The sequence below is a fragment of the Sinorhizobium sp. M4_45 genome, from assembly GCF_002885915.1.
Lineage (GTDB): Bacteria > Pseudomonadota > Alphaproteobacteria > Rhizobiales > Rhizobiaceae > Sinorhizobium > Sinorhizobium meliloti_A.
Window position 1 is genome coordinate 791,305 of the sequence record NZ_NWVE01000002.1, and the last position, 19,903, is coordinate 811,207.

Genomic DNA, 19,903 nt, shown 5'->3' on the forward strand with positions numbered 1-19,903 from the left:
GGATGGCGATCCGCATCTCTATTGCGCCATGAGGGCTGACTGCAAGTGCCTTCGGCACCGGAAGGAACAACATCGCCGCTAGCTACTTTTCCGGTAGCACCGCCCGACCTATTTGAGCATGATGCGGCAGCAAGCAGGGAGCGGCATGGCAAAGACGCAAGGCAATCTATCCGCGGGCATCATGGCAGCGATACGAAAGCGGCGGCCGACGGTCGTCAACCGTGATGCCGCCGTGAACCGCGGCGACATCGTGATCGCTTCCTATAATATCCACAAATGCGTGGGCACCGACGGGCGCTTCGACCCGCCGCGAATTGCGCAGGTCATCGCCGAGATCGGTGCGGATATCGTCGCGCTTCAGGAGGCCGACCAGAGATTCGGCGAGCGCGCGGGGCTCCTCGATCTCGAGCACCTGCGCCGTGAGGCGCATCTTGTCTCCGTTCCGATCTCGCCTTTCAGCGAGAAGGGCCACGGATGGCATGGCAACGTCCTGCTTATCCGTGAGGGCGCGGTTTCCGACGTGCGGCAGCTGAAATTGCCGGGCGTCGAGCCGCGCGGCGCCCTCGTCGTCGATCTCGACCTGAAGGCGGGTCCCTTGCGGGTGATCGCCGCCCACCTTGGCCTGCTGCGTCATTCCCGGGCGCGCCAGGCGGAATCGCTTTTGAAGGCGACGGCGGACGGCGCCGGCCGTCCGACGCTGCTGATCGGCGACCTCAACGAATGGCGCATGGGCAAACGCTCCTCGCTCAGCTTCCTCAGTCCTATATTCGACCCGTCGCATTCAGCCGTTGCCAGCTTCCCCTCGCGTTTTCCGCTGCTGCCGCTCGACCGGGTGCTCGGCAATCCGCATCATCTCGTAACCTCGGTGGCCGTGCACGACACGCCCCTGGCGCGAGTGGCTTCGGACCATCTGCCCGTCAAGGCCTCGATCGATCTCAAGGTCGTCCAGAAGGACGGCCCCGAAGGTGAGGAAGCCCGATTGGCCGATGCGGGGCAGGGATAGCGGTGTCGCACGCGCCATGGAGGGCGCAGTGGTCGCCGTCGTACTTTGGTTTCCGCATGTTTCATCCTTGATCGGCTCCGGTGAAACTTGCGGCAGGGCAGCGTCTGATGTTGTCGTGGATTGCACTTTTTCTCGTAGCGCTCTGCGGGCTCTTCCTGGTCGCGGTCCTCTACGTTTACGGCTGGTTTGGTCGCAGGCCGCGGATCGAACCATCATTCGCGCTCCCCATCGGCGGAGACGAGACGCGCATCGATCTGCATCTCGGCCCGCTGCTGGGTGCCGCCCAACCCGGCGAGAGCGTGGTCGCGCTCATTTCCGATAACATCGAAGCCTTCGTTGCGCGGGCGCTTTCGGCCCGCCGGGCGGGGCGCAGCCTGGACCTGCAATACTACTACTGGAAGGACGACCTGACGGGGTTTCTGCTGACGCGCGAGATCATCCGGGCGGCCGACCGCGGCGTTCGCGTCCGCCTGCTGCTCGATGATATCAATGCGGGCATCCATGACCGTCTCTGCATTTCGCTCGACGCACATCCGAATGTCGACGTACGGCTCTTCAATCCAAGCCGGGCACGAACGGACCGCTTCCGCCGCGGGTTCGAAATGGCGATACGGGCCTTCAGTGCGACGCGCCGGATGCACAACAAGCTGTGGGTCGCCGATGGCCGGCTGGCGATATCCGGTGGGCGCAATATCGGCGATGCCTATTTCGACGCGGCCGAACTGTCGAACTTCCGTGACCTCGACGTCTGGATGGCGGGGCCGGTCGTCGACCAGGCGACGGCCATGTTCGATCTCTACTGGAACAGCACGTCGGTGCTGCCGATCGCCGCGCTCAGGACGCCGCGCAAGCAGTACCTTCCGGCGCTGAGAGAGGCGCTGGACGCGCTGGCGTGCACGGCGGCCGCGCGCTTCTACCTCGAAAGGGTCGCAGACGCGGGTCCCGGCCCCTATTGGGGGAGCCGGACCCTCCATCGCAGCGCGGATATGCGCATGGCGTTCGACCCGCCGGAAAAGGCGCTGATGCAGAAGCGGCAGAACTGGCTGTTGCGCGAACTGTTCCCGCTGATCAAGGGCGCCAGGCGTGATCTGCGGATCATCTCGCCTTACTTCGTCCCCGGCGCAGCGGGGACGCGCGTGCTGGCGCTGCTCGCGGGAAAGGGCGCTAGGGTGGCGGTGCTGACGAATTCGCTTGCCGCAACCGACGTCGCGGCGGTGCATGGCGGCTACGTGAAGTATCGCAAAGGCCTGCTTGACGGCGGTGTCGAGCTTTACGAGCTCAAGGAGCGCGGCGATTTCTTCGATCGTCACCGTATGTCGCTGTTCGGAGCGCGAAACGCGAGCCTCCACACCAAGGCCTTCGTCGTCGACGGCCTGTGCGGCTATGTTGGCTCCATGAATTTCGATCCGCGTTCCGCGTCGCTCAACACCGAGATGGGCATCGTCTTCTCCGACGAGGCGCTCGCCGCCGAGCTTCAGTCGATCTTCGACGAGGAAACGGCGCCGGAGCGAAGCTATCGCCTTATGCTTAAGGACGGCCGGCCCGCGTGGCGGGACCGGACGAACGGCTCCCTGCGGCTGCTGCGGCGCGAGCCGGACGCAAGCATCCTCCGCCGGCTTATCGCCGGCGTGATCCGCTTTCTGCCGTTGGAGTCCCAGCTTTGAAACGCGTCGGAATTTACCAGTCGTTTACCGCGCTCCTGCGAATGCCTGTGAGGAAGGCGCCCGGGGGCATGCGCGACGGCATCAAGAATTGGAAAATTGTTCTACCGCCAATCCGCCACGCCGATAAAAAGGTCTGGACCCCGGGCCTGCGACTATTCAGTTTATCGAATGTTCGCGTCTTGAAGTGAAGGGCATTGACACTCTATGTAAGGTCTGAGGCTTATCCGATGATTCCGGTCCGCGAAGGGATGCGGTCCCGATTGATGAAGGTTCGATATGAGAAATCCAGTTGATACGGCCATGGCGCTGGTGCCGATGGTTGTTGAGCAGACCAATCGCGGCGAGCGATCCTACGATATCTATTCGCGACTGCTCAAGGAGCGCATCATCTTCCTGACGGGGCCTGTCGAAGACCACATGGCGACGCTGGTCTGCGCACAGTTGCTGTTCCTCGAGGCGGAAAACCCGAAGAAGGAAGTCGCTCTCTACATCAACTCTCCGGGCGGTGTCGTGACAGCGGGCATGGCGATCTACGACACCATGCAGTTCATCAAGCCGGCGGTCTCGACGCTCTGCATCGGTCAGGCGGCGTCGATGGGCTCGCTGCTGCTTGCCGCCGGTCACAAGGACATGCGCTTCGCAACGCCCAATTCGCGGATAATGGTCCACCAGCCCTCCGGCGGGTTCCAGGGTCAGGCGTCCGACATCGAACGGCATGCACGCGACATTCTCAAGATGAAGCGCCGGTTGAACGAGGTTTACGTCAAGCATTGCGGCCGCACCTACGAAGAAGTCGAGCAGACGCTCGACCGCGATCATTTCATGAGTGCGGACGAGGCGCTCGACTGGGGTTTGATCGACAAGGTGATCACGTCGCGCGATGCGGTCGAGGGCATGGAATAGGTTCGAACACGGGCTTTTGTGTCGCCACAGATGTAATTGTGACACATTTGTAATGGCGAAGGGGCTTTATCCAAGGGGCAAAGCCGTTAATATGAATCCTTAATGCTATGTTGGAACAAGGAGCATAGCATTCGGATTTGATGGGGAGAGTCGTTGCAACCGGTGATCGGGCCTCCGCCCGGGACGGTGAGTACTCCCAAGAGCCTTGGGCGGCGCCTGGAGCCGACGTGCAAGGCGAACTGAGTGTCCGTGATATCTTTCCGAAGGTGTCCGGCGTGCTGGAAGGAAGTGGAAATGAGCAAGGTCAGCGGTAGCAACGGCGGTGACTCGAAGAATACTCTCTATTGTTCGTTTTGCGGCAAGAGCCAGCATGAAGTCCGCAAGCTGATTGCCGGACCGACCGTGTTCATCTGCGATGAATGCGTCGAACTCTGCATGGACATCATCCGCGAAGAGAACAAGACCTCGATGGTCAAGTCCCGCGACGGCGTTCCGACGCCGCAGGAGATCATCAAGGTCCTCGACGAATACGTCATCGGCCAGCAACAGGCCAAGCGTATCCTGTCGGTCGCCGTGCATAACCACTACAAGCGCCTAGCCCATGCGGCAAAGAGCAGCGACGTGGAGCTTGCGAAGTCGAACATCATGCTGGTCGGGCCGACCGGCTGCGGCAAGACCTATCTGGCGCAGACGCTCGCTCGCATCATCGACGTTCCCTTCACGATGGCGGACGCGACGACGCTGACCGAGGCCGGCTATGTCGGTGAGGACGTCGAGAACATCATCCTCAAGCTCCTGCAGGCGGCCGATTACAACGTCGAGCGCGCCCAGCGCGGCATCGTCTACATCGATGAGGTCGACAAGATTTCCCGTAAGTCCGACAACCCGTCGATCACGCGCGACGTTTCGGGCGAGGGCGTGCAGCAGGCGCTTCTGAAGATCATGGAAGGTACCGTCGCATCGGTCCCGCCCCAGGGCGGCCGCAAGCATCCGCAGCAGGAGTTCCTGCAGGTGGACACGACGAATATCCTCTTCATCTGCGGCGGCGCTTTTGCGGGCCTCGACAAGATCATCTCCGCCCGCGGCGAGAAGACGTCGATCGGCTTCGGCGCGACGGTGCGCGCTCCGGAAGACCGGCGCGTCGGCGAGGTGCTGCGCGAGCTCGAACCGGAAGATCTGGTGAAGTTCGGCCTGATCCCGGAATTCATCGGGCGCTTGCCGGTTCTGGCGACGCTCGAGGATCTCGACGAGGATGCGCTGATCCAGATCCTGTCGGAGCCGAAGAACGCTCTGGTGAAGCAGTATCAGCGGCTTTTCGAAATGGAAGACGTCGAACTGAACTTCCACGAGGACGCGCTGCGTGAGATCGCCCGCCGTGCCATCGTCCGCAAGACCGGCGCACGCGGCCTGCGTTCGATCATGGAGAAGATCCTGCTCGACACCATGTTCGAACTGCCGACGCTGGAAGGCGTTCGCGAAGTCGTCATTTCGGACGAGGTCGTCAAGGGAACGGCGCGGCCGCTCTATATCTACTCGGAGCGTTCCGAGGAGAAGACCAACGTTTCGGCTTGAGCCTCAAGCGCAGCGCGTCTTATCGGGCGCGCTCGCCGCTCACGATTGTTTGAAGAGCCCCCCGCGTGGGGGCTTTTTCATGTGACGCCGTTGCGATCGTGCCGGCGAAGCGGTCCGGAACCGGCATTTTCGAGGACGGCTCTGCAGCCGCCGTTCGGGCCCGTTCCCTCGAATGTTTCAGTTCAAAATCATGGTGATCGCACCAATCGATTGTTGCTAAAGTGCCGCAACAACGCGATGATGCGCAGATTCAATGGATGCGTATTTGCAGGCCGCGATATCCGGGCAGGTCGCAAGGTCTGCAACAGCATCCGAGCTTAAAGGTCGGGGATTATCCATGAAGGCGGGGATTGCGCCGTACCTTGAAAAGGCCTCTCTTGCACTCCACTTTCATGTACGAAATGTGACAGCCGGGAGTGCCGCAGAGGCTCCCGGAAACGGGCCCGAACTTCGGGACGGAAAGGAAATGATATGACGAACAAAACGTCTCCGGCGACTGAAAGCGCGACCTATCCGGTTCTGCCGCTGCGTGACATCGTGGTCTTCCCCCACATGATCGTGCCGCTCTTCGTCGGCCGGGAGAAGTCGATCCGTGCACTCGAAGAGGTCATGGGTACCGACAAGCAGATCATGCTCGTGACCCAGATCAACGCTACGGATGACGATCCGGAACCCGCCGCCATTTACAAGGTCGGCACGATTGCGAACGTGCTGCAGCTTCTGAAGCTCCCCGACGGAACCGTGAAGGTGCTGGTCGAAGGGCGGTCGCGTGCCGAGATCGAGCGCTATACGCCGCGTGACGATTTCTACGAGGCCGTCGCCCATGCGCTGCCCGAACCGGACGAGGATCCGGTCGAGATCGAGGCGCTGAGCCGTTCGGTCGTTTCCGAATTCGAAAGCTATGTGAAGCTCAACAAGAAGATTTCGCCGGAAGTCGTCGGCGTCGCGAGCCAGATCGAAGACTACTCGAAGCTCGCCGACACCGTCGCATCGCATCTGTCGATCAAGATCGTCGAAAAGCAGGAAATGCTGGAGACGACGAGCGTGAAGATGCGCCTCGAAAAGGCGCTCGGCTTCATGGAAGGCGAGATCTCGGTTCTTCAGGTCGAAAAGCGCATCCGTTCGCGCGTCAAGCGCCAGATGGAGAAGACGCAGCGCGAGTACTACCTGAATGAGCAGATGAAGGCGATTCAGAAGGAGCTCGGCGACAGCGAGGACGGCCGTGACGAGATGGCCGAACTCGAAGAGCGCATCTCCAAGACCAAGCTCTCCAAGGAAGCCCGTGAAAAGGCCGATGCGGAGCTGAAGAAGCTGCGCCAGATGAGCCCGATGTCGGCGGAAGCGACGGTCGTGCGCAACTATCTCGACTGGCTGCTGGGCCTGCCCTGGGGCAAGAAGTCGAAGATCAAGACCGATCTGAACCATGCCGAAAAGGTGCTGGATACCGATCACTTCGGTCTGGACAAGGTAAAGGAACGTATCGTCGAATACCTGGCGGTGCAGGCCCGTTCGTCCAAGATCAAGGGGCCGATCCTGTGCCTCGTCGGCCCTCCCGGCGTCGGCAAGACGTCGCTCGCCAAGTCGATCGCAAAGGCGACTGGCCGCGAATATATCCGCATGGCGCTGGGCGGCGTTCGGGACGAGGCCGAAATTCGCGGCCATCGCCGGACCTATATCGGCTCCATGCCGGGTAAGGTCGTCCAGTCGATGAAGAAGGCGAAGAAGTCCAACCCGCTCTTCCTGCTCGACGAGATCGACAAGATGGGCCAGGACTTCCGTGGCGATCCGTCTTCGGCGCTTCTGGAGGTGCTCGATCCGGAACAGAATTCGACGTTCATGGATCACTACCTGGAGGTGGAATACGACCTCTCCAACGTGATGTTCATCACCACGGCGAACACGCTCAACATTCCGCCGCCGCTGATGGACCGCATGGAAGTCATCCGCATTGCCGGCTATACCGAAGACGAAAAGCGGGAGATTGCCAAGCGGCACCTGCTGCCGAAGGCGATCCGCGACCATGCGCTCCAGACGAACGAGTTCTCCGTCACGGATGGCGCTCTTATGGCGGTCATCCAGAACTACACGCGAGAAGCGGGCGTCCGCAACTTCGAGCGCGAGCTGATGAAGCTGGCGCGCAAGGCGGTGACGGAGATCCTCAAGGGCAAGACCAAGAAGGTCGAAGTGACGGCCGAGAACATCCACGACTATCTCGGTGTGCCGCGCTTCCGCCACGGCGAAGCCGAGCGTGACGATCAGGTCGGGGTGGTCACCGGTCTTGCCTGGACTGAGGTCGGCGGCGAATTGCTGACGATCGAGGGCGTGATGATGCCCGGCAAGGGCCGCATGACGGTTACCGGTAACCTGCGTGACGTGATGAAGGAATCCATTTCGGCGGCGGCATCCTATGTCCGCTCGCGCGCGATCGATTTCGGCATCGAGCCCCCGCTGTTCGACAAGCGCGACATTCACGTCCACGTGCCGGAGGGCGCGACCCCGAAGGACGGCCCGTCCGCCGGTGTCGCCATGGCGACGGCGATCGTGTCGGTGATGACCGGTATCCCCATCTCCAAGGACGTGGCGATGACCGGTGAAATCACCCTGCGTGGACGCGTGCTGCCGATCGGCGGTTTGAAGGAGAAGTTGCTGGCAGCTCTGCGCGGCGGCATCAAGAAGGTGCTGATCCCCGAGGAGAACGCCAAGGACCTCGCCGACATCCCTGACAACGTCAAGAACAGCCTCGAAATCATCCCCGTTTCGCGGATGGGCGAGGTGATCGAGCACGCGTTGCTGCGGCTTCCGGAGCCCATCGAATGGGACCCGGCAAGCCAGCCGGCCGCCCTGCCGTCCGTTGATTCGCAGGACGAAGCGGGCACTTCGATTGCCCACTGAGGCAGTGCAGATAGGGTGACAAGTGTGTCCCGCTTGCGCCCTTCGGCCAGAAAAACAAGGAAGACCGGCGTTCTGCCGGTCTTTTTTGTTGTAAAAGCACGCTGCAACCCTTGCATTCCAAGGGATTAGGCGCAATTGGGAATGGCAAGACGTGGGCATTGCTTTCGCAGCCCCGCCTTAAGAAGACAGTCGTTTCGAACCAGCATGAAAGGGGTGGAAACATGAACAAAAATGAGCTCGTGGCTGCCGTAGCCGACAAGGCCGGACTCTCGAAGGCAGATGCGTCTTCTGCCGTTGATGCAGTTTTTGAGACCATTCAGGGCGAACTGAAGAACGGCGGCGACATCCGCCTCGTCGGATTCGGCAATTTCTCCGTATCGCGCCGCGAAGCCAGCAAGGGCCGCAACCCGTCGACGGGTGCGGAAGTTGACATCCCGGCACGCAACGTGCCGAAGTTCACGGCCGGCAAGGGCCTCAAGGACGCCGTCAACTAATTTACCGATGGAGCGGCGGGTGCCTCCGTCCGCTACTGGTTCATGTTCCATCTGTCGCGATACCGCCCAGGCGGCATTCGGCAGGTTGATTGGGGCCCGGGTCATCCGGGCCTCTTTTCATTCCGGCTTTCCCTGTCATCCGGCTGTTACAGGACAGTTGCAAAAGCCTCCCGTCCGACGTTTTCGGACGCACGCGGTAGCGCAACGGCGTGCCGCGACAAGGAGGGACAGATGAAAGCGATTTCCATCACCACGGCATTGGCCGCGGCACTTGCCGCATCGACGGCGTCGGTCGTTCAGGCCGAACAGGTATTCAATCGCATCGCATCCTTTGCGGTGGCCACGAATTTGCCCGAGGGAGCCGAGCGGAACGCCCCGACATCGGCCGAAATCATCACCGCAAGCGAAGACGGCAATACGCTGATCTATTCCGACAGTCCCGGCAAACGCATCGGTTTCATCGACATCACCGACGCCAGGGCGCCTGAGGCAGGCGGTATCGTCTCGTTCGACGGGGAGCCGACTTCGGTGGCGGTAGCCGGTGCCAAAGCGCTCGTTGCCGTCAACACGAGCGAAAGCTTTACCAAGCCGTCCGGCGTGCTCGCCGTGGTCGACATTGCCGGCAGGGAGGTGGATGCCACCTGCGATCTCGGTGGCCAGCCGGACTCGGTGGCCGTGAACAAGGATCGGACGCTTGCCGCAATCGCGATCGAGAACGAGCGCGACGAGGACGTCAATGACGGGCAGATCCCTCAGATGCCTGCAGGCGATCTCGTGATCCTGTCGCTGAAGGACGGGGCGGCCGATTGCGCGACCATCAAGCATGTGACGCTGACCGGTCTCGCCGAGGTCGCCGGCGACGATCCCGAGCCGGAATTCGTAGCCTTCAACGGCCGGGACGAGATTGCGCTCACCCTCCAGGAGAACAACCACATCGTCATCATCGACGGTAAGTCCGCAACCGTGAAGACGCATTTCCCTGCGGGCACGGTCGATCTCCAAGGTATCGACACAAAGCGCGACGGCTCCATCGCCTTTACCGGCGAGCAGGCGGGCCGCAAGCGCGAGCCCGATGCGATCAAGTGGCTCGACGACGATCGCCTGGTCGTCGCCAATGAGGGCGATTATGAGGGCGGGAGCCGCGGCTTCACGATCTTCGACACGACCGGGAAGGTCCTCTACGAGTCGGGAGCAGCCTTCGAACACCCTATCGCGTCGATCGGCCACTATCCGGAAAAGCGTTCTTCGGCGAAGGGCGTCGAACCGGAAGGGCTTGAAATGGCGCAATTCGGCGAGGACAAGCTTTTCTTCGTTCTTTCGGAACGCGCCTCGATCGTCGGCGTCTACAAGGATACGGGCGGCGAACCGGAGCTCGTGCAGCTTCTGCCCTCCGGCGTTTCCCCCGAGGGCGCTGTCGCCATTCCCGGGCGCAACCTGTTTGCGACCGCCAACGAGGTCGATCTCGTCGAAGACGGCGGGGCGCGGGCGCATGTCATGATCTACGAGCGCGGGGAAGGGGAGGCTGCCTATCCGCAGATCCGTTCCGTGGAGAAGGACGGGCTGCCCATCGGCTTCGGGGCGCTTTCCGGCCTTGCCGCTGCCGACAAGCCCGGCTTCCTGCATGCGGTCAATGATTCAGTCTACTCGTCGCAGCCGACCATCTTCACGATCGACGCTACGCAGAAGCCCGCTTTGATCACGGAAGCCCTGCCGGTCACCCGTGACGGCGCTCCCGCCCAGAAGCTCGACGTCGAAGGCATCGCCAATGACGGCGAAGGCGGCTTCTGGCTCGCTTCGGAAGGCAACTCCGACAAGCTCTACAGCCATGCGCTGCTGCATGTGAACAAGAAGGGCGAGATCAAGCAGGAGATCGCACTACCGGAGGAGTTGCGCGCCAGCGAGATCCGCTACGGCTTCGAAGGCATAGCGGTCGTGGGCGAAGGGGACGATCAGGTTCTCTGGATGGCTGTGCAGCGCGAATGGAAGGATGACGAGAAGGGCTTCGTCAAGCTCGTCTCCTACAAGCCGTCGAGCAAGGAATGGGGCGCCGTGCGCTATCCGCTTGAAAAGGCGGAGGAAGGCTGGGTCGGCCTGTCGGAAATTTCCGTTCATGGAGCCTACGCCTATATCGTCGAGCGTGACAATCTGGTCGGCGAAGCCGCCAAGCTCAAGAAGCTCTACCGCGTCGCGCTTGCGGACCTGAAACCCGCGGCACTCGGCGGGGCACTGCCTGTCGTGAACAAGGAAGAGGTGCGCGACCTCATTCCGGACCTGCAGTCGCTGAACGGCTATGTCGTCGACAAGGTCGAAGGCTTTGCAATCGACGCGGCCGGCAACGGCTATGTCGTCACCGACAATGACGGCGTCGACGACTCCTCCGGCGAAACGCTGTTCTTCTCCATAGGCGCGATGGACGCCATGTAAGCGTACGATACGGAGAAAACGAAGGAGGCCGGGACATGATGTCCCGGCCTCCTGATTCCTGAACGGCGTTCAGCGCGCGACGGCAATCTCAGTCGCTTCCGCTTCTTCCTTGCGCTTGCGGATATCGTCGGTTTTCTCGACGAGTTTGCTGACGATATCGTACAACTGGTCCAGTTGCTCGTCATCGAGCGCCGAAAAGATCTCTTCGATGAGCTGCTTGCGCGGATGTTCTGCAGCCTGAAGAACGGCCCGGCCGGTCTCTGTTATGGAGACGATCTTTGCGCGGCGATCCTCGGGGTCGGGTTTTCTCATGACCAGACGGTCGCGTTCCAGTCCGTCGATCGCCTCGGTCACTGTTCGCGGAGCGAAATTCAGCGCACAGGCTATGTCGGTAGACCGACAGGGTCCGAGCTTGCTCAGGAAGAACAGGAACTTGCTCCTGGCAAGCGATACGCCTTCCTCCGTCATGGACTCGTTCACCAGACGATGAACGCGATGGTAGAGCTCGAACAGCTTATCGGAAACCTCGAATGTCTTCTTCATGACCTTATGAGTTATTATGAGGGGCCATGTGAAATGGCAGTGACATTATTGATAGTCACAATTGCCGCATTTGTCGACCAAAACCACCTAAAACTTGGGAATGACCGGCGGCGACAAGAAACGCTCCCTCGTCGCGATGCCGTTGTTTGCGAAGCGAAGAGTTGTCGCCGGCGCGTCGTAACGCTGCCCGCGTTCAAGCATTCCGTGGATACCCGGTCCTGCTGCCATTGACGAAAGCGGCGGCGCCGGGTCATGGTCCGCCCGGCCATGCCCTTCAGATTTGTTCACACCGCAGACCTCCATCTCGATTCGCCCTTGCGCAGCCTGGCACTCCGGAATGCGGAGCTTGCCGGCCTCGTTCGAAGCGCGACGCGCGATGCGCTCGTCCGCATCGTCGACCTCTGCATTGCCGAAAGCGTCGATGCGCTTTTGATCGCGGGCGATCTCTATGACGGCAGCCAGACCTCGATGAACACGGCGCTCTTCCTGGCGGCCGAGCTTCGGCGGCTCGACGAGGCCGGCATCCGGACGTTCATCATTCGCGGCAATCACGATTCCCAGTCGCAGGTGACGCGCGAACTCACCCTGCCGTCTTCGGTGCATGTATTTGCCGGCCGGAGCAGGGCGGTTCATGTCAAGACGCTTGCGAACGGCCGCACGGTGCACATCCACGGCGTGAGCTTTGCCGATCCGCACGCGCCGGAAAGCCTGCTGCCCCAGTTCCATCCGCCGGTCGCCGGCGGCATCAATATCGGCATGCTGCATACCAGCCTCTCCGGATCCGCGGCCCACGACCCTTACGCGCCCTGCAGCGTCGCCGAGCTTCAGCGGCACGGTTTCGATTATTGGGCGCTCGGTCATGTCCATCAGCGGCAGGTGCACTGCGAAAAGCCCTCAATCGTCATGCCCGGCATGCCGCAGGGCCGAGACATCAACGAAGCGGGGACGAAGGGCGTCACGATCGTGACGATCGACGATGAGGGGCTGGTTGCGCTGGATGACCGGCCGACCGGCACCGCCGCGTTCGAGCGACATGAGATCGACGTGAGCGGGATTGCGGACTGGCGCGACATGCTGGATGCGGTGGGCCGTGAATTGATCCACCTTCGAAAGAACATGGCGGCGGACAATCTGATCCTGCGCTTGACGCTGAACGGCGCGACGCCGCTTGCCTGGCGCCTCAGGCGCGACGCGGATCTCCTGGAAGCGGAGATCGTCAACATCGCGGCCGGGATCGGCGGATGCTGGATCGAGAAGACGGAACTGAGCTGCCAGGCAATCGGCAATGCGGAGCAAAGTGCGGCCGACCCGGTCGGCGAACTGGCGGCACTCGTCGAAAACGACGTTCTGCCCTCCTTCGGCTTTCGCGGCGAGCTGAGCGCAGTTGCCAAGGAGCTCCTGCAGCAATTGCCGCCTGAACTCAGGCATGTGCTGGCGAGCGACGAGGAGGCGCTGGAGCGGCTGGCGCTGGAGGCAGCACTTGCGGGGAGTGCGGATGTGCTGGCGCATCTTCACGGCCGTGCCGGCGCCGGAGGCATCGACTGATGCGGCTTCAGCGACTGGAGCTCGTCCGCTACGGAAAATTCACGGAGCGGCATCTCGATTTCGGCGAGGCGAGACTGGGCGAGCCGGATTTTCACCTCATCTACGGCCCGAACGAAGCCGGCAAGTCGACCCTCTTTTCCGGCTTCCTCGATCTCGTGTTCGGCATCGAACGTTCGAGCCCCTACGGCTTCCTGCATCCCTATCAGACGATGCGGATCGGCGGCATCGTCGCGGCCGGTAACCGCCTGCATCACGCCTACCGCATCAAGCGCAACGCCAACAGCCTGATCGGCCCCGACGAGCAGCCGCTGCCCGATGGCCTGTTTTCCACAGCCCTCGGCTCGATCGACCGGGCAACCTACAGCACGATGTTCTCGCTCGACGACGACAGCATCGAAGAGGGCGGGGAAGCCATACTGAAGAGCGAGGGCGAGCTGGGGTCTCTCCTGTTTTCCGCGAGTTCCGGTTTGCCGGACAGCGCCGCCGTGCTTGCCGGGCTTCGAGCCGAAGCGGATTCTTTCTTCCGCCCGCAGGCGCGCAAGCACCAGCTCGCCGAACTGAAGGCGGAGCTCGACGCGCTGAAGGCGGAGCGGAACGCGGTCGACGTGAATGCACGCGAATATGCAGCACTCCGCAAGGCCCTGGCGAGCATGCGCGCACGCCACGAGGCAGCGGCGAGACAGCGCAACGAGTTGCGTGCCGACCGGGACCGGATGCGGGCTCAGCGCGACGCCCTGCCGCTTCTCGCGCGGCTTCGCGGCGTTCGGCAGGAGCTTGCCGGGCGGGACCCGTTGCCGGTGCCGCCGGCCGAGTGGCAGGAGGAATTGCCGGTTCTTCGCCGCAGCGATGCGGAAATCGCGGCGCGGCTCCGGCAATTGCACGAGGAACTCACCCGGCGGCGCGAAGAGCTTGCCGGGCTGCCTCGCGACGAGCAGGCGCTGGCGATCGCGGAACGGTTCGGGGCTCTGCGCGAAAGCGCACTCGAAGCCCGCTATCTCACGGCGGACCGCGACATGCCGGCTCGTCTGGAGGAACTGGCGAAGACGGCCGCCGAGATCGATGCCTGTCTGATCCGCCTCGGCGAGGCGGGCAATCCCGACCTGGCCTCGCTCCTGCTGCCGGCGGCGCGCGCCGTCCGACTGCAGGATCTGGTGCGCCGGCACGCAAGCCTTTCGGAAAGGCTGGCAGCGGCGCGAGAGGAGATGGAAACCGCGGAAGGGAACCACGGCGACGCCGAGCGCGAAGTTGCCCGGCTGAAGGAGGGGACGGCCGACCCGGCGTTCCTCGCCGAACGCGTGCATCTCCTCCGGCAGAGCGACTGCCTTTTGCGCCAGCAGTCATCGGCAAGGGAGATCGACCGGATCGATGCCGCCATATGCGACCGGCTGGATGAATTGCGGCCTTTCGCCGGCACGATCGACGATCTGGCCGCGCTTCCCGCTCCGGCACCGCCCGTCGTGGAAGCGTGGCGGGCCGAGGACCACGCCGAGGCGGAGCGGCGCTTGCGCCTCGGCGACAGGATCGCCGACGAAAGCGAACGCCAGGCCGGAGACGAGGCGCGCCTTGCCGCCATTGCGGCCAATGGCGGCGTCGTGGACGACGCGACCGTTTGCGAACTGAGGCGCCGCCGCAATACTGCCTGGCAGCGGCATCGTGCCGGTCTGGACGAGCAGACGGCGATCGCATTCGAGACGGCACTGCACGAGCATGATGCAACCACGGCGCTTCGGCTTGCCCAGGCGGAGCGCGTGGCCGAGATACGCAACCTGACGCTGGCCGTGACCGAGCGGCGCGCCCGCCTGCAGTCGCTGGACATGCAAAGGAAAGCCGCGGAGGAGCGGCGGCAGAGGCTGAACGCCGAGATCGGCGCCGCCGCACGCGCCTGTGGCTTGCCTTGCATAACGGGGCTGCCCCAGTTGGAGGCGTGGCTTGCCGCCCGCGCATCCGCGCTCGAATTGCGCATGGAACTTCGCACTGCGCTGAAGGAGCGCGACCGGGCGGTCGCCGAAGAGAAGGCGGCGGTCTGCAGTCTTCGGGCGGAGCTGGCGCGGCTCGGGATGACCGATGCGCTGCCGGAGCGCCTCGACGCCTTGCTCGCGGTAGCGGAACTTGTCTCCTCCCGAGCGGAGGCCGCATCCACTGCTTTCCGGAATGCCGTGGCGCAGCTCCAACGCGCCTCGGAGGCGCTCGAAAAGCGACGGGCTGCTTTTGCGGCCGCGGAGGCTGCGATGGCATCCTGGTGCGGGGAATGGGACGAGGCGCTCGCCGGCACGTGGCTTTCCCGGCAGGTGGAGCGCCCGCTGCCGCAGGAAATCGGTCCCGTGCTCGCCGTGCTTCAGAACCTCGACAAGCTGATGCAGAAGAAAGCGGAGCTCGATCATCGCGTGGCGGGGATGCGCAGGGATCAGGCGGCCTTCACGGAAAACGTCGTCGGCGTGGCCGCCGCACTGGGCGAAGAACGGGCCGGCGATGTCCTCACGCTCTTTTCCGCGGTGCGCGACCGCGTTGCCGCCGCACTTCAGAAGGAGGAGCGCCGTCTGGCGCTTCAAGGCAATATCGAGCGCATGGAGGAGAGCCTCGACTCGCTGCGCGCCGAGGAGCGACTTCACGGCGCCAACAGGCAGAGGGTCCTCGACTTCTTCGGCTGCGGGACTCTCGACGAAGCGGCCGCCTGCCTGGAAGCCACCCGCGAAGCGCAGCGGCTGCGACAGCGATGCTCGGAAATGGAAAGCGATCTGGCCGCGCGGCTCGGCGTCGCGAGCGCCGCCGAGGCCGAAGCGCTGCTCGCCGAGCTCGACGACCGGGAACTCGGGCTGGAACTGGCGCGGCTGGAGGAGGCGATCGAGGCGGCCGACCGGGATGTCAGCGAGCTGCACGCCGATGTCAGGACCCGGGAGAGGGCGCTTGCCGCCGTCGAGGGCGGCGACCGGGTGGCGGAGCTCGAACAGCGGCGCCGCACGCTGCTTCTCGACATCGAGAACAAGGCGATCGGCTATCTCCGGCTGCGCGCGGGCGTGATCGCCGCCGAACAGGCGCTCAGGCTGTTTCGCGAGCGCCACCGCAGCGCCATGATGCAACGCGCCTCGCGAACCTTCATGCATATCAGCGGCGGCGAATATTCCGGTCTCTCGACGCAAGCCGACAAGGGCCAGGAATTCCTCATAGCAAATACCGCCGCCGGCGGATCGAAGCTCGCCCGCGATCTTTCCAAGGGCACGCGCTTCCAGCTCTATCTCGCGCTCAGGATCGCCGGCTACCACGAGGTCGCGGCGACGCGGGAAACGCTGCCCTTCATCGCCGACGATATCATGGAGACCTTCGACGACGGCCGCGCCGGCCGCGCCTTCGAGCTGATGGCGGAAATGGCCGATGTCGGACAGGTGATCTATCTGACCCACCACGAGCACCTTTGCGACATTGCGCGGAGCGCCTGCCCGGGCGTGACGATCCACCGGTTGTAGCCGCTTGCCGGAAAGAGGTAAGCTGCATGCGCCTTGCCCCTGCATCACCCGTCGGCTGGCCCGGCGAAGTCCCTCAAAGGAGGCTCCAATGGATATCTTCGAATGCGGATCGAGACCCTCGGTGCATGGCCCGGCCGAGTATTTCACCGGCTCCGTTCGCGTGGACCCGGCCTTCGAGGCGCCGTCACCCGCACGGGTACGCGGCGCGACCGTGACTTTCGAGCCCGGCGCGCGCACCGCCTGGCACACGCACCCGCTCGGCCAGACCCTGATCGTCACCGCAGGCCGCGGCCTCGCGCAGAGCTGGGGCGGGGAGCCGCGCGAGATCCGCGCCGGCGACGTCGTCTGGTTCCCGCCGGGAGAAAAGCACTGGCATGGCGCCGCGCCGGAAACGGGAATGACGCATATCGCAATTCAGGAGGCGCTCGACGGCAAGGCGGTGGACTGGCTCGAGCATGTGACGGAGGAGCAGTATCGGGGCGGGTAAGCTTGCGCGGCTCCGAATGACTGGAGCGTTCAGTGCTGCATTGATGACTGACGGCGCCGTCGTCTCCTCATGCCTGTGCTCGTTACAGCAATCCGGAAGCGCCGCGCCCTCGGCGCGGTAGAGTTTTTCAGCCCAGGACTGGCCTGGCTGGATTCTAGTTGCTGGTGCAGAAATGACGGTCGAAGGGCGTGCGCTAGGCAGGCAGCGCGGCGTCTGGCATCGCTGTGGCTCAACAAAGCGGTGAGGCGGCTCGCAAGAGAAACCTGCGCAAAACACTGCCTGTCATAGGGAAGAAATGGTGGGCGATGAGAGACTCGAACTCCCGACATCCTCGGTGTAAACGAGGCGCTCTACCAACTGAGCTAATCGCCCTATCGCGTTGCCGGACGAGTGTCCGCCGCGTCGGTGGGCGTGATCTATGCGTAACCGGCGAAAACCGCAAGAGCGTTCGAGCGATTTTTTCGAATTTTTTATCGCGGACCGGGGCACCCGTCAGGAAGTCTGTGGACAATTGGGGGGCGAAGGGAGGCGGCTGGCGAGGCAGGCGGCGCATTGTTGGTCGCTCCGCTGCGCCCGCATATAAAGGAAGGGCGAGCCCCCGATGGGGTGAGGGGGTGCTCACCTTTGGTGCGCGGCTTTCACAGGCGGCAAAATCCTTGCCTGAAGCCATGCTGTGGACCAAAAAACGTTCCGTCACGGATTTGTTTTCAATCGCGCTTGACACCCCAAAGCGAACCGCTTAGTTAGCCGCTCATCGAACGGCAAGGCCGCTTCGGGCAGGGGCGCGCGAGCGCGTCTGGAAGGTCAAGAGATGCGGGTGTAGCTCAGTCGGTTAGAGTGCCGGCCTGTCACGCCGGAGGTCGCGGGTTCGAGCCCCGTCACTCGCGCCACTCTTGAAAGAATGCGGCATTCTCAAAAAGTGCCGATGATGAGATAATGGCCAGCGATGGCCATAATGCGCGGGTGTAGCTCAGTCGGTTAGAGTGCCGGCCTGTCACGCCGGAGGTCGCGGGTTCGAGCCCCGTCACTCGCGCCATTCTCTTCTCAAGTGGCCGTCTCCCCCTAATTGTGCTTCCTTTTTTGCATTGCGGCAAAGTGTCTCGCCGCGGAATTCCCGGCGCCGGGAGGCCCGGCTTCCCGCGATTGCGCGCCTTGCCGCGCATCCTGCGGTGGGCGCATCCCCGCTATGCGCTGCGAACCGGTTTAAATGCCCCTTCGAGGCTTGCGCCCGGGCGCCGCCTGCGCTAACCACTCTGGCGTTGCAACATGCTTTTCGGCCTGCGGCATTCTTCGTTGAAGCGCTTTCATGGCGCCCTCCGCAGGCAGGGACGGATAAAATGACAGAACTTCTCGGTTCCTACGTACCGATCGCGATTTTCATTGGGATCGCGCTGGTGATCGGCCTCGCACTTCTGGTCGCTCCTTTCGCCGTCGCCTTCAAGGCGCCTGATTCGGAAAAACTGTCGGCTTACGAGTGCGGCTTCAATGCGTTCGACGATGCCCGCATGAAGTTCGACGTCCGCTTCTATCTCGTGTCGATCCTTTTCATCATCTTCGATCTCGAGGTCGCCTTCCTCTTCCCCTGGGCGGTTTCGTTCAAGGAGTTGGGCTGGTTCGGCTTCTGGTCGATGATGGTCTTCCTTCTGGTCCTGACGGTCGGCTTTATCTATGAATGGAAGAAGGGAGCGCTGGAATGGAATTAGCATCCGGCACCACGCTCGTTGCGCCGCAGCCCAAGGGTATCCTCGATCCCGCGACCGGCAAGCCGATCGGCAGCAATGACGCGTTCTTCGGCGAGATCAACAACGAGCTCGCCGACAAGGGCTTTCTCGTCACCTCGACCGACGAGCTGATCAACTGGGCCCGCACCGGTTCGCTGATGTGGATGACTTTCGGTCTCGCCTGCTGCGCGGTCGAAATGATGCAGATGTCGATGCCGCGTTACGATGCCGAACGCTTCGGTTTTGCGCCCCGTGCCTCGCCGCGTCAGTCCGACGTCATGATCGTCGCCGGCACGCTGACCAACAAGATGGCGCCGGCCTTGCGCAAGGTCTATGACCAGATGCCCGAGCCGCGTTACGTGATCTCGATGGGATCCTGCGCCAATGGCGGCGGCTACTATCACTATTCCTATTCGGTTGTGCGCGGCTGCGACCGCGTCGTGCCCGTCGACATCTATGTGCCAGGCTGTCCTCCCACGGCAGAAGCGCTGCTTTACGGCGTGCTTCTGCTGCAGAAGAAGATCCGCCGGACCGGCACGATCGAGCGCTAAGGGCAGGGGAACTTAAGATGAGTGAAGCCCTGAACGAGCTTGCCTCCTATCTTCGCGAGGCGCGTGGCGCGCTGATCGCCGATGCGGAGGTCAAATACGGCGAACTGACGCTGACGGCGAAAGCCGAGAACCTCGTCGCGCTCCTGACTTTCCTGCGCGACGACGTCCAGTGTGGTTTCGTCAGCTTCATCGATGTCTGCGGGGTCGATTATCCGCAGCGCCCGGACCGCTTCGATGTCGTTTATCATCTTCTCTCGCCGCGCCAGAACCAGCGCGTCCGCGTGAAGGTTGCGACCGGCGAGAACGAGCCTGTCCCCTCGGCGACGTCGGTCTATCCCGGCGCCGATTGGTTCGAGCGCGAAGCCTACGACATGTACGGCATCCTCTTCACCGGTCACCCGGATCTGAGGCGCATTCTGACGGACTACGGCTTCGAAGGCTATCCGCTGCGCAAGGACTTCCCGCTGACCGGTTTCGTCGAGGTGCGTTACGACAACGAGGCCAAGCGCGTCGTCTACGAACCCGTCGAGCTGAAGCAGGAATTCCGCAATTTCGACTTTCTTTCGCCCTGGGAAGGCACGGAATACGTGCTGCCCGGCGACGAAAAGGCGAGACCACGCTGAATTAAGTCGGCCCGCGGCGA

At 62.9% G+C, this 19,903-nt stretch carries 14 protein-coding genes and 3 tRNA genes; 15 read left to right on the forward strand and 2 right to left on the reverse strand.

The genetic code is table 11. The features are described from left to right. Window positions 1-145 precede the first annotated feature (145 nt). The 7 genes from CN933_RS09520 (at window position 146) to CN933_RS09555 (ending at window position 10,952) form a co-directional block, all read left to right on the forward strand. Complete coding sequence (locus CN933_RS09520) at window positions 146-1,003, forward strand: endonuclease/exonuclease/phosphatase family protein (RefSeq protein ID WP_018094833.1); 858 nt, start codon at window positions 146-148, stop codon at window positions 1,001-1,003. Between the two features lie 107 nt (window positions 1,004-1,110). Then, entirely contained in the window at window positions 1,111-2,667 is a 1,557-nt protein-coding gene (locus tag CN933_RS09525) for a phospholipase D family protein (protein ID WP_018094834.1), read from the forward strand. A gap of 276 nt (window positions 2,668-2,943) precedes the next feature. Further along, complete coding sequence (clpP, locus tag CN933_RS09535) at window positions 2,944-3,570, forward strand: ATP-dependent Clp endopeptidase proteolytic subunit ClpP (protein WP_003531805.1); 627 nt, start codon at window positions 2,944-2,946, stop codon at window positions 3,568-3,570. 294 nt (window positions 3,571-3,864) lie between these two features. Beyond that, complete coding sequence (gene clpX, locus CN933_RS09540) at window positions 3,865-5,142, forward strand: ATP-dependent Clp protease ATP-binding subunit ClpX (protein WP_003531807.1); 1,278 nt, start codon at window positions 3,865-3,867, stop codon at window positions 5,140-5,142. Window positions 5,143-5,613: 471 nt separating this feature from the next. Next, window positions 5,614-8,034 carry an endopeptidase La gene (lon, locus tag CN933_RS09545; protein ID WP_018094835.1) on the forward strand — a complete coding sequence of 807 codons (2,421 nt, stop codon included), beginning with the start codon at window positions 5,614-5,616 and terminating at the stop codon, window positions 8,032-8,034. Between the two features lie 221 nt (window positions 8,035-8,255). Next, window positions 8,256-8,528: a DNA-binding protein HupB gene (gene hupB, locus CN933_RS09550; protein WP_003531811.1), complete on the forward strand. Its 273-nt coding sequence runs from the start codon at window positions 8,256-8,258 to the stop codon at window positions 8,526-8,528. Between the two features lie 231 nt (window positions 8,529-8,759). Beyond that, complete coding sequence (locus CN933_RS09555; protein WP_018094836.1) at window positions 8,760-10,952, forward strand: esterase-like activity of phytase family protein; 2,193 nt, start codon at window positions 8,760-8,762, stop codon at window positions 10,950-10,952. Between the two features lie 69 nt (window positions 10,953-11,021). Here the strand turns inward: CN933_RS09555 and CN933_RS09560 are convergent, their stop codons facing one another. Then, window positions 11,022-11,495 carry a MarR family winged helix-turn-helix transcriptional regulator gene (locus tag CN933_RS09560; RefSeq protein WP_018094837.1) on the reverse strand — a complete coding sequence of 158 codons (474 nt, stop codon included), beginning with the start codon at window positions 11,493-11,495 and terminating at the stop codon, window positions 11,022-11,024. Window positions 11,496-11,747: 252 nt separating this feature from the next. Here CN933_RS09560 and CN933_RS09565 point away from each other — a divergent pair, with 252 nt between their 5' ends. The 3 genes from CN933_RS09565 to CN933_RS09575 all read left to right on the forward strand — a co-directional run bounded on the left by CN933_RS09565 (window position 11,748) and on the right by CN933_RS09575 (window position 16,988). After that, a complete protein-coding gene (locus CN933_RS09565) occupies window positions 11,748-13,040 on the forward strand; it encodes a metallophosphoesterase family protein (RefSeq protein WP_018094839.1) in 1,293 nt (430 codons plus the stop codon). Then, a complete protein-coding gene (locus CN933_RS09570; protein ID WP_018094840.1) occupies window positions 13,040-16,501 on the forward strand; it encodes an ATP-binding protein in 3,462 nt (1,153 codons plus the stop codon). The genes CN933_RS09565 and CN933_RS09570 overlap by 1 nt, the downstream gene beginning before the upstream one ends. 88 nt (window positions 16,502-16,589) lie before the next feature. After that, window positions 16,590-16,988, forward strand: a complete 399-nt coding sequence (locus CN933_RS09575; RefSeq protein WP_018094841.1) for a (R)-mandelonitrile lyase — start codon at window positions 16,590-16,592, stop codon at window positions 16,986-16,988. Window positions 16,989-17,284: 296 nt separating this feature from the next. Here CN933_RS09575 and CN933_RS09580 read toward each other — a convergent pair. Continuing rightward, window positions 17,285-17,360 (reverse strand) — tRNA-Val (locus tag CN933_RS09580). A 441-nt stretch (window positions 17,361-17,801) separates the two neighbouring features. Between CN933_RS09580 and CN933_RS09585 the strand changes: the two genes are divergently transcribed. From CN933_RS09585 to CN933_RS09605, 5 genes are all read left to right on the forward strand, one after another. Then, window positions 17,802-17,878, forward strand: a tRNA-Asp gene (locus tag CN933_RS09585). 69 nt (window positions 17,879-17,947) lie between these two features. After that, window positions 17,948-18,024, forward strand: a tRNA-Asp gene (locus tag CN933_RS09590). A 301-nt stretch (window positions 18,025-18,325) separates the two neighbouring features. Next, on the forward strand, window positions 18,326-18,691 hold the full coding sequence (locus CN933_RS09595; protein ID WP_018094842.1) for an NADH-quinone oxidoreductase subunit A: 366 nt from the start codon (window positions 18,326-18,328) through the stop codon (window positions 18,689-18,691). Continuing rightward, a complete protein-coding gene (locus CN933_RS09600; protein WP_003531828.1) occupies window positions 18,682-19,260 on the forward strand; it encodes a NuoB/complex I 20 kDa subunit family protein in 579 nt (192 codons plus the stop codon). Before CN933_RS09595 ends, CN933_RS09600 begins: the two co-directional genes overlap by 10 nt. Before the next feature lie 17 nt (window positions 19,261-19,277). After that, on the forward strand, window positions 19,278-19,883 hold the full coding sequence (locus CN933_RS09605) for an NADH-quinone oxidoreductase subunit C (protein ID WP_018094843.1): 606 nt from the start codon (window positions 19,278-19,280) through the stop codon (window positions 19,881-19,883). Window positions 19,884-19,903: the final 20 nt, after the last annotated feature.

Excerpts from the sequence above, each read along its gene's own strand:
- CN933_RS09575 (WP_018094841.1), top strand. The coding sequence starts at position 16,590 with ATGGATATCTTCGAATGCGGATCGAGACCCTCGGTGCATGGCCCGGCC.
- hupB (WP_003531811.1), top strand. The coding sequence starts at position 8,256 with ATGAACAAAAATGAGCTCGTGGCTGCCGTAGCCGACAAGGCCGGACTC.
- CN933_RS09555 (WP_018094836.1), top strand. The coding sequence starts at position 8,760 with ATGAAAGCGATTTCCATCACCACGGCATTGGCCGCGGCACTTGCCGCA.
- CN933_RS09570 (WP_018094840.1), top strand. The coding sequence starts at position 13,040 with ATGCGGCTTCAGCGACTGGAGCTCGTCCGCTACGGAAAATTCACGGAG.
- CN933_RS09605 (WP_018094843.1), top strand. The coding sequence starts at position 19,278 with ATGAGTGAAGCCCTGAACGAGCTTGCCTCCTATCTTCGCGAGGCGCGT.
- clpX (WP_003531807.1), top strand. The coding sequence starts at position 3,865 with ATGAGCAAGGTCAGCGGTAGCAACGGCGGTGACTCGAAGAATACTCTC.
- CN933_RS09565 (WP_018094839.1), top strand. The coding sequence starts at position 11,748 with ATGGTCCGCCCGGCCATGCCCTTCAGATTTGTTCACACCGCAGACCTC.
- CN933_RS09595 (WP_018094842.1), top strand. The coding sequence starts at position 18,326 with ATGACAGAACTTCTCGGTTCCTACGTACCGATCGCGATTTTCATTGGG.
- CN933_RS09600 (WP_003531828.1), top strand. The coding sequence starts at position 18,682 with ATGGAATTAGCATCCGGCACCACGCTCGTTGCGCCGCAGCCCAAGGGT.
- lon (WP_018094835.1), top strand. The coding sequence starts at position 5,614 with ATGACGAACAAAACGTCTCCGGCGACTGAAAGCGCGACCTATCCGGTT.
- clpP (WP_003531805.1), top strand. The coding sequence starts at position 2,944 with ATGAGAAATCCAGTTGATACGGCCATGGCGCTGGTGCCGATGGTTGTT.
- CN933_RS09525 (WP_018094834.1), top strand. The coding sequence starts at position 1,111 with ATGTTGTCGTGGATTGCACTTTTTCTCGTAGCGCTCTGCGGGCTCTTC.
- CN933_RS09520 (WP_018094833.1), top strand. The coding sequence starts at position 146 with ATGGCAAAGACGCAAGGCAATCTATCCGCGGGCATCATGGCAGCGATA.
- CN933_RS09560 (WP_018094837.1), bottom strand. The coding sequence starts at position 11,495 with ATGAAGAAGACATTCGAGGTTTCCGATAAGCTGTTCGAGCTCTACCAT.